The sequence below is a fragment of the Streptomyces sp. NPDC058459 genome (assembly GCF_042721685.1).
Lineage (GTDB): Bacteria > Actinomycetota > Actinomycetes > Streptomycetales > Streptomycetaceae > Streptomyces.
The window spans coordinates 1-7345 of record NZ_JBHXLV010000273.1; the positions used below are offsets into that span (position 1 = coordinate 1).

Consider the following 7345-nt stretch of genomic DNA (forward strand, 5'->3'; position numbering starts at 1 on the left):
CGTGTGGCCCGTACCCCGCCCCTCGTCGTTCTCCCTCAGGCAGCCGTCCCGGCGGCCCCGCCCGGACGGCGATGGCGCCCGCTGGGGGCGCCCTCCCCGTCCCGGTCCGCGACCGGGCCCCGGTGCCGACCGTGCCCGTCCGCCTCGGCGGAGACGGATTCCGGCTGGTAGGCCCCGGAATCCGCGGGCGCGGACAGCGGCTGCGTCGTACTGGTGTCGGTCATCGGAAGCATTCACCCCGTCAACATGATCGTCTTGCAGCCGGGAGAGTCTAACCAACCCGCCGGGTGCCCGGTCCAGGCGGTCGCGCGATCTCCACCACGCGGTCCCGACCTCTCCCGCCGCACCCGCCGCGGGCCTTCGCTACCCGGCCGCCACCCCGCCGAGCGGGGCCTCCCGCAGCGGGACCGGGCGCGGGGCCCGGGGCTCCGCCGGTTCCGGGTGCTCCTCGGCGGCCGGCTCCGCCCCCGGCGGATTCAGCTCGGCCACCCCGCACGGCGTGTGCGCCGTGGCGTACGGCAGGCGCAGTACGCCCTCCGGCGTCCACAGGCCGGACCCCGCCAGCCAGCCCCCCGGCGCGGGCAGGTGCCTCATGCGGCGTTCGGCCGGGCGCCAGGTGCCGATCCAGGTGCCCAGCGGGCCGTCCACCCGCAGCGCCACCGCGCAGTTCTCCGGGGTCAGCACCTGGCCCGGCTGGATGGCGAACGGGGCCACCGCGCAGTCCGGCAGCCGCAGCGCGCCCGGGAAGCGGACCGGCAGCGTGCTGCCCAGCACGCCCCAGCCCAGTCGTTCCCGCCCCGGTGAGGCCGCGTCCGAGGAGATCACCACCAGGCCGCTGTCCGGGTCGGCCAGCAGCAGCCGGTCGTCGCTGCCGGGCGTGATCTGGAGCAGCGGCGACACCTCACCGTCCCGCCCCAGGTCCACCACGACCGCCTTGGTCCGGCCCGCCAGCTCCCGGTCCAGGGCCAGCAGCCGCCCCGCCGGGTCCAGCCAGACCCCGCCCGAGCACCGCCCCGGCACCTCCGCCACCCGCTCCGGCCCGAAGGCGCCCCCGGCCACCAGCCACACCGCCGTGGACTCCTCGCCCACCGCCAGCGCGTACGCCCGCCCGCCCCCCGGCGCGGGCGGCAGCAGCGTGCACCGGGTGCCGGGCTCCGCGCACTCCACCGCGCCGACCGGCAGCTCACCGGTGCCGGGACCGGTCGGGTACAGCAGCGAGAAGGCGTGCCGCCGCTCCACCAGGCGGTGGATCAGCACCCGCCCGTCGCCCATCGGCTGCACCTCGGTGCCCGGCTCCTCCGGCTGGCCGCCGGGCAGCGGCACCGCGTACGGCTCCGGGCCGTCCAGCGTCCAGCGCTCCGGGAACCAGTTCTCGCCGTCCAGCGCGAGCCGGGCTGCGTACGCGCCGTCCGCCGTGATGGCGTACCGCGTCGTGGGCGCCTCGTGTTCCGCGCCGGCGGACGGGGATTCGATCGCACAGGCCGTCATGGTTCGGTCACCTCCGGCGACGAAGCTAGTTTTCGTACGCACACGCGGGGGCCGGGTCCGGCACGCTTCACACATTCGGGTGTCGCAGAAGCGATTCCTCTGAGGAAAGGGCGGGGGTGGGCGTACCGGCCCGGGGCCGCCGTGAGCGGTACGGCCCCGCCGGCCGGACAGGTAGTGTTTCCTCGTGCCCCGTCTGTCTGATGTCATCGCCGCGCTGGAGACCCTGTGGCCCGCAGAGCGGGCCGAGTCCTGGGACGCGGTCGGCACGGTGGTGGGCGACCCCGGCCAGGAGGTCACCCGCGTCCTGTTCGCCGTCGACCCGGTACGGGAGGTCGCCGACGAGGCCGTACGGCTCGGCGCCGACCTGCTCGTCACCCACCACCCGCTCTATCTTCGCGGGACGACCACGGTGGCCGCCGGCACCCCCAAGGGCCGCGTCGTGCACACCCTGATCAAGAATGACGTCGCCCTGCACGTCGCGCACACCAACGCCGACAAGGCCGACCCCGGAGTCTCCGACGCCCTCGCCGGCGCGCTGGACCTCAGGGTCACCGGCCCCCTCGTACCCGACCCCGACGACCCGGCCGGACGCCGGGGCCTGGGCCGGATCTGCGAGCTGGACCACCCGCTGACCGTGCGCGAACTGGCCGAGCGGGCCGCCGAGCGGCTGCCCGCCACCGCGCAGGGCATCAGGGTGGCCGGTGATCCCGACGCCGTGGTCCGCACGGTCGCCGTCAGCGGCGGCTCCGGCGACAGCCTCTTCGACCGGGTGCGCGCGGCCGGTGTGGACGCCTTCCTCACCGCCGACCTGCGCCACCACCCGGCGTCCGAGTTCGCCGCCTCGGCCACGGACCGCCCGCTCGCCCTGCTCGACGCGGCCCACTGGGCCACCGAGTGGCCCTGGTGCGAGCTGGCCGCGGCCGAACTCGACCAGATCTCCGACCGTCACGGCTGGGGCCTGCGCGTCCACGTGTCCACGACGGTCACCGACCCCTGGACCGCCCACGCGGCGTCCCCCCTCACCACTAGCCCCACGGGAGCCCCCAACTGAACGCCGAGCCCGCCGACCAGATCCGACTCCTCGACGTCCAGGCCCTCGACGTCCGCCTGCAGCAGCTCGCGTACAAGCGGACGTCGCTCCCCGAGCACGCCGAGATCGAGACGCTGGGCAAGGACCTCGTCCAGCTGCGCGACCTGCTGGTGGCCGCGCAGACCGAGGAGAGCGACTGCGCCCGCGAGCAGACCAAGGCCGAGCAGGACGTGGACCAGGTGCGCCGCCGCGCCACCCGCGACCAGCAGCGCCTGGACTCCGGCGCGGTCACCTCGTCCAAGGACCTCACCGGCCTCCAGCACGAGATCGTCTCCCTCGCCAAGCGCCAGGGCGACCTGGAGGACGTCGTCCTCGAGGTCATGGAGCGCCGCGAGGGCGCCCAGGCGCGGGTCGCCGAGCTGACCGACCGGGTCGCCTCCGTGCAGGCCAAGTCCGACGACGCCACCGCGCGCCGCGACGCCGCGCTCCGCGAGCTGGACGACGAGGCCGCCGCGGTGACCAAGGAGCGCGAGGTCGTCTCCGCCTCCGTCCCGGCCGACCTGCTCAAGCTGTACGACCGGCTGCGCGTCCAGGGCGGCGGTGTCGGCGCGGCCAGGCTGTACGCCCGCACCTGCCAGGGCTGCCGCCAGGAGCTGGCGATCACCGAGCTGAGCGAGATCCGCGCGGCCGCGCGGAACACCGTGGTCCGCTGCGAGAACTGCCACCGCATCCTGGTGCGCACCACGGAGTCGGGTCTGTAGTCGGGTCTGGGGTCGGGTCCGTGGTCGTGTCTGCGGCCGGCCGGTAAGGAGCGCTGGGCGTGCGGGAGTTCGTCGTCGAGGCCGACGGCGGGTCGCGGGGCAACCCCGGCCCGGCCGGGTACGGGGCCGCGGTGAGCGACGCGGCCACGGGGGAGACCCTGGCCGAGGCCGCCGAGTTCATCGGCGTCGCCACCAACAACGTCGCCGAGTACCGGGGTCTCCTCGCCGGGCTGCGCGCCGCCCACGCCCTCGATCCCGGGGCGCGGGTCGCGGTCCGGATGGACTCCAAGCTGGTCGTCGAGCAGATGTCGGGCCGCTGGAAGATCAAGCACCCCGACATGAAGCCGCTGGCCGCCGAGGCCCGCGGGATCTTCCTGCCCGGCCGGGTCACCTACGAGTGGATTCCCCGCGAGCGGAACAAGCACGCCGACCGCCTGGCCAACGAGGCGATGGACGCGGGGGCGAAGGGCGAGGCGTGGACGCCCCGCGCCCCGGCGCCGGCCGCTCCGGAGCCGGCGGGCCCGCCCGGTGACGCGCGCGCGGGCGTGGCGGCCGTGCGGGCGGCGCTGGTACGGGGGGCGCGTGCGGCGGGCGAGGGCACTCCCGGTGCCGCCGCCCCATCCGGCGAGCGGGCCGCTGCCGGGGACTCCGCTGCCGCGGTGGCTTCCGGCGCGGACGTGTCGGCGCCCCGGATCACCGAGGCGGACGCGGCCTCCGGCGCGCACGCCCCGGCGTCGCCGGCCGAGCCCACGTCCGGCGACACCGCCGGACGGCACGACGCCGAGGCCCGTGCCGCCCGTACCGTCGCCGCCACCACCACCCCCTCGCCCGGCTGGAGCGCGGCCCCCGATCTCGGGGCGCCCGCCACCTTCGTGCTGTTGCGGCACGGGGAGACGCCGCTCACGCCGCAGAAGCGGTTCTCCGGGAGCGGGGGGAGTGATCCCGCGCTGTCCGGGGCCGGGCGGGAGCAGGCCCGGCTGGTGGCCGGGGCGCTGGCGCGGCGGGGGACCGTACAGGCGGTCGTCGCCTCGCCGCTGGCGCGTACGCGGGAGACCGCCGGGATCGTCGCGGCCCGGCTCGGGCTGGACGTGAGCGTGGACGACGGGCTGCGCGAGACGGACTTCGGCGCGTGGGAGGGGCTGACCTTCGGCGAGGCCCGCGAGCGCTACCCCGACGACCTGAACGCCTGGCTCGGCGACCCCGAGGCACGGCCCACCGGCGGCGGGGAGAGCTTCGCGGAGACCGCCGAGCGGATCGAGGAGGCCCGCGCCCGGCTGGTGGCCGAGTACCGGGGCCGTACGGTCCTGCTGGTCACCCATGTCACGCCGATCAAGACCCTGCTGCGCCTCGCGCTGGGCGCCCCGCCGGAGTCCCTCTTCCGGATGGAGCTGTCGGCCGCCTCGCTGTCGGCGGTGGCGTACTACGCCGACGGCAACGCGAGCGTACGGCTGTTCAACGACACGTCCCACCTGCGTCCCTGAGCCCGGCCGCACCCCGCGCCAGCTCCTCGATCCGGGCCCAGTCCCCGGCGGCCACCGCGTCCGCCGGGACCATCCAACTACCGCCCACGCAGCCGACGTTGGGCAGCGCCAGATACTCCGGCGCACTCGCCTCGGAGATCCCGCCCGTGGGGCAGAAGCGGGCGTCGGGCAGGGGCCCGGCGAGGGACCTGAGGTACGCCGTACCGCCCGCCGCCTCGGCCGGGAAGAACTTCATCTCGCGCACCCCGTGCTCCAGCAGCGCCACCACCTCCGAGGTAGTGGACACCCCCGGCAGGAACGGCACCCCGGACCCCCGCATCGCCGAGAGCAGCGACTCCGTCCAGCCGGGGGAGACCAGGAACCGCGCCCCGGCCGCCACGCTCCGCGTCACCTGCTCCGGTGTGATCACCGTCCCGGCGCCCACCACCGCCTCGGGCACCTCCTCGGCGATGGCCCGGACGCCGTCCAGCGCGGCGGGCGTACGGAGCGTCACCTCGATCGCGGGCAGCCCGCCCGCGACCAGCGCCCGCGCCAGCGGTACGGCGTCGGCGGCGTCGGAGAGCACGACGACGGGCAGGACGGGCGCGAGATCCAGTACGGAGGCGGGAGAGGGCGCGGGAGAGGTCATGGACGCCATCGTGCCCAGCGACACCATTCCGCGCAACGGGCGTTGCGCATGCTGCAACGACTTTAGTGGACCTCGTCCACCAGCACGTCCAGCTCCCACGGCTTCCCGGCCTTCTCCGGCGCCGCGGCCTCCACCTCGTACCCGAGGTCGCGCAGCGCGACGACCAGCCCGGCCGGGTCCTTCGGTGCGGCGCCCTCCGTGAGCAGGGCGCGGACGATGCGGCCCTTGGTCGCCTTGTTGAAGTGGCTGACCACCTTCCGGGTGGGCGCGTGCAGCACCCGTACCGTCGCCGTACGCCCCGCGACCTCGCCCCTGGGCTTCCAGGCGGCTGCGTAGGCGGCGGAGCGCAGGTCCAGCACCAGGCCGTTCCCGGCCGCCTCGGGCAGCACCTCGGCCATCGGGGCCCGCCAGTGCCCGGCCAGTGCGCCGAGGCCGGGCAGCCTGACGCCCATGGAGCAACGGTAGGAGGGGATGCGGTCGGTGACGCCGATCGCGCCCCACAGCCCGGAGAACACCAGCAGGGAGCGGGCGGCGCGGCGCTTGGCGGCCGGGGTGAGCGTGGCCAGGCCGAGGGCGTCGTAGAGGACGCCGGTGTAGATCTCGCCCGCCGGGCGGGCGCCGGCCGTGAGCAGCCCGGCGTTCTTGGCGATCTCGCCGCGCAGCCCCTCGCTGAGGCCCAGCACCTCGCGGGCCTTCTCGTCGTCCCCGGCGCACAGCTCGGCCAGCTCGGCGAGCACGGCCTGCCTCGCGGCGGCGAGGCCGGGCAGGGACAGCGACTCCGGCTTCAGCGGGGCACCCCGGCCCGAGGACGCCTTTCCCTCCGACGGGGGCAGCAGGACCAGCACGGACAACTCCTTCTCTCGGCCTCCGCGCCAGCGTACGGGCCCCGGGTGCCGGTCCGTGCCGCCCGTTTGGCCCGGTACCATGGTCGGCACGGCAGACGAGCCGGGCGGACGGCCGCGTGGAGTCCCTTGAGAGGGCTTCCCGAGGAACGTCCGGGCTCCACAGGGCAGGGTGGTGGCTAACGGCCACCCGAGGCGACTCGCGGGACAGTGCCACAGAGAACAGACCGCCTCGCGCTTCGGCGCGGGGTAAGGGTGAAACGGTGGTGTAAGAGACCACCAGTGCCCAGGGTGACCTGGGCAGCTAGGTAAACCCCACCCGGAGCAAGGTCAAAAAGGAGACACCCCGGTGTCTCCGCGCGGACGACCGAGGGCTGCCCGCCCGAGTCCGCGGGTAGACCGCACGAGGCCGGTGGCAACACCGGCCCTAGATGGATGGCCGTCACCGGGACGCCCGCGAGGGCCCCCGGAACAGAACCCGGCGTACAGCCCGACTCGTCTGCCGCCCTGTATTTCCCCAGGTCAGAGGCTATGTTTACTGACTGAACAAATGCTCGGGGTCGAATCCGAGCTGTGAGTATCGTCGTTTCTGTCTCCCGCTCGTGCGACATATTCCGGCAATACGGGTGGCGAATGTGCTCCAGTGTCGCTCTGTAGCAGATATCTCGGATGCTGATGGAGTCCGAAGTACGTGGACGAGATGTCTCTTTGGAAACCTGCTTTGGCATCGATGGCGCGTCTTCCATTGAGCCGTGCTCAGATCGGGATAGGCGGCACTGCTCGTGCGGCGTGTCGAGGTGGCTGTCAATGGCGCCCCCGCGGGAGCCGTTGGACACTCCGGACTGGACCCCCGCCGAGACCTGTCCGTCTGTCCCCCTCCGTGCTGCGCCGCGGCTACCGGCAACTCGATGTCCAGGGCACCCACGCATTTCTGCATGCGGGATCTCGGCGGTGGGTTCCGGGTGTTTATAAAGGGGAGATGGGTGAGGGTTCTAGGGCGTGTCCGCAAAGTCCCGCCTGGCTCGCGGCGTCTGGCACGCACTCCCCTAGCTCTTCGAGCAGGGGGGACCCCCAGCCGCGTTGTCGGGATCGCCCTCGTACGCACAGTACGAGGG

Annotated in this window: 7 protein-coding genes and 1 other RNA gene; 4 read left to right on the forward strand and 4 right to left on the reverse strand. The window is 74.4% G+C overall.

The window, feature by feature from the left end; translation table 11 throughout:
- Positions 1–35: 35 nt before the first annotated feature.
- Both ACFWN1_RS30295 and ACFWN1_RS30300 read right to left on the reverse strand, forming a co-directional pair.
- Entirely contained in the window at positions 36–224 is a 189-nt protein-coding gene (locus ACFWN1_RS30295) for a hypothetical protein (protein ID WP_384368956.1), read from the reverse strand.
- Positions 225–363: 139 nt separating this feature from the next.
- A complete protein-coding gene (locus tag ACFWN1_RS30300) occupies positions 364–1488 on the reverse strand; it encodes a hypothetical protein (protein WP_384368959.1) in 1125 nt (374 codons plus the stop codon).
- A gap of 184 nt (positions 1489–1672) precedes the next feature.
- Between ACFWN1_RS30300 and ACFWN1_RS30305 the strand changes: the two genes are divergently transcribed.
- Genes ACFWN1_RS30305 through ACFWN1_RS30315 form a run of 3 tightly spaced genes read left to right on the forward strand, consistent with a single transcriptional unit; the run spans position 1673 to position 4760 of the window.
- Complete coding sequence (locus ACFWN1_RS30305; protein WP_384368962.1) at positions 1673–2539, forward strand: Nif3-like dinuclear metal center hexameric protein; 867 nt, start codon at positions 1673–1675, stop codon at positions 2537–2539.
- The gene (locus ACFWN1_RS30310; RefSeq protein WP_384368974.1) at positions 2536–3279 is read left to right on the forward strand and encodes a zinc ribbon domain-containing protein; all 744 of its coding nucleotides are present in this window, start codon (positions 2536–2538) and stop codon (positions 3277–3279) included. The genes ACFWN1_RS30305 and ACFWN1_RS30310 overlap by 4 nt, the downstream gene beginning before the upstream one ends.
- A 59-nt stretch (positions 3280–3338) precedes the next feature.
- Positions 3339–4760 carry a bifunctional RNase H/acid phosphatase gene (locus ACFWN1_RS30315; RefSeq protein ID WP_384368965.1) on the forward strand — a complete coding sequence of 474 codons (1422 nt, stop codon included), beginning with the start codon at positions 3339–3341 and terminating at the stop codon, positions 4758–4760.
- Here the strand turns inward: ACFWN1_RS30315 and ACFWN1_RS30320 are convergent.
- Positions 4732–5388: a bifunctional 4-hydroxy-2-oxoglutarate aldolase/2-dehydro-3-deoxy-phosphogluconate aldolase gene (locus tag ACFWN1_RS30320; RefSeq protein ID WP_384368968.1), complete on the reverse strand. Its 657-nt coding sequence runs from the start codon at positions 5386–5388 to the stop codon at positions 4732–4734. The genes ACFWN1_RS30315 and ACFWN1_RS30320 overlap by 29 nt on opposite strands.
- Before the next feature lie 62 nt (positions 5389–5450).
- Positions 5451–6233 carry a peroxide stress protein YaaA gene (yaaA, locus tag ACFWN1_RS30325; RefSeq protein ID WP_384368971.1) on the reverse strand — a complete coding sequence of 261 codons (783 nt, stop codon included), beginning with the start codon at positions 6231–6233 and terminating at the stop codon, positions 5451–5453.
- Between the two features lie 96 nt (positions 6234–6329).
- Here yaaA and rnpB point away from each other — a divergent pair.
- Positions 6330–6732, forward strand: an RNA gene (gene rnpB / locus ACFWN1_RS30330) — RNase P RNA component class A.
- The last annotated feature ends 613 nt before the right edge of the window (positions 6733–7345 follow it).